The sequence below is a fragment of the Lewinella sp. W8 genome (assembly GCF_004375085.3).
Lineage (GTDB): Bacteria > Bacteroidota > Bacteroidia > Chitinophagales > Saprospiraceae > Neolewinella.
This window is the reverse complement of record NZ_SNAQ03000067.1, coordinates 1-615: the sequence shown is the minus strand read 5'-3', so window position 1 is coordinate 615 and position 615 is coordinate 1. Positions and strand designations below refer to the sequence as shown.

Genomic DNA, 615 nt, shown 5'->3' with positions numbered 1-615 from the left:
TACAGTTGTCCGTCAGTACGATGCTCGGATCGTCCAGGCGGATGTAGGCCGCACAAACATCACCGGCGTTGGTGCTGAACTCCAGCGGGCCTTCGTCGATGGTACCGTCGAAGTCGCGGTCTTGCGTCGGAGCCGTGAAGTCAGGGGCCGTGGTATCACCCACCTTGACCACCTGGGTGTAGGTGCGTGGGGCACCGGGGTTACACCAGTCGATGACCGTGTAAGTCCGCACAAATTTGTAAGTGTTGGGACAGGTCTGGATCCGGGGGCCGTCCTCGTAGGTCAGGCCGATGTTGCACACCGTGCCGTTGACCACCAGCGGGATCGTACGATCACCGAAGCTGAAGAAGGGAATGTCTTCGTCGCGGGGCAGCGGGTTGCCGTTGGCACCCAGGGCCAGGGTCTCGTCGCACTCGTACTCGGCCACGTCCAGCTCATCGCCTTCGGGCTCGATGTCGGCAAGCGTCGGCTGTACGAAGGTGATCTCGAAGGAGGTCACCGCCGGGCCGTTCTCTTCACCGGCTGCGTTCTCGCAGTTGTCCAGTTCCGTGGCCGTAAACGTACGTGTGATCACCACGTCGTTACACTCGGGGTCTTCTTCGTCGAAGGTCGCCA

General features: G+C 61.5%; 1 pseudogene. It reads right to left on the bottom strand.

Going from position 1 to position 615, the window contains the following annotated elements:
• Positions 1–615, bottom strand: a pseudogene (locus tag E1J53_RS24080) (hypothetical protein); the annotation flags it as partial.